The organism is Serratia sp. MMO-28 (genome assembly GCF_037199905.1).
GTDB lineage: Bacteria > Pseudomonadota > Gammaproteobacteria > Enterobacterales > Enterobacteriaceae > Chania > Chania oryzae.
Genome location: NZ_JBBCVB010000095.1, coordinates 1 through 450, shown reverse-complemented (window position 1 = coordinate 450; position 450 = coordinate 1). Strand labels below are relative to the sequence as shown.

At 48.9% G+C, this 450-nt stretch carries 2 tRNA genes; both read right to left on the bottom strand.

Features of this window, described 5'->3' with window-relative positions:
- Window positions 1-139 precede the first annotated feature (139 nt).
- Window positions 140-215: transfer RNA gene (locus tag WG891_RS26690), tRNA-Ala, on the bottom strand.
- Window positions 216-326: 111 nt separating this feature from the next.
- Window positions 327-403 (bottom strand) — tRNA-Ile (locus WG891_RS26685).
- Window positions 404-450: the final 47 nt, after the last annotated feature.

The window sequence follows — 450 nt, the reverse complement described above, 5'->3', positions numbered from 1 at the left end:
CCTCAATACTTCTACGGAGAGACAAGTTTCTGCTGTCAGGTTTCAATTTTCAGCTTGTTCCAGATTGTTAAAGAGCAAAATACTTCGCAGCATACTGTTACCAGTACACTCTGAAGTATTATCAAGGACCGTAGGGATATGGTGGAGCTAAGCGGGATCGAACCGCTGACCTCCTGCGTGCAAGGCAGGCGCTCTCCCAGCTGAGCTATAGCCCCATACAGTCACTGGCAGAACTCTTTATTACCACTCGCGGTGAATGACAGTCTTTCCCTCTCGGGAAACCTGTTGCTTCGTGCCCAGCCAAGAATGCAGCATGAGTGCGAATTTGGTAGGCCTGAGTGGACTTGAACCACCGACCTCACCCTTATCAGGGGTGCGCTCTAACCACCTGAGCTACAAGCCTATAAAGAGTTTTCTGCTCGTTACTTTTTCATCAGACAATCTGTTGTG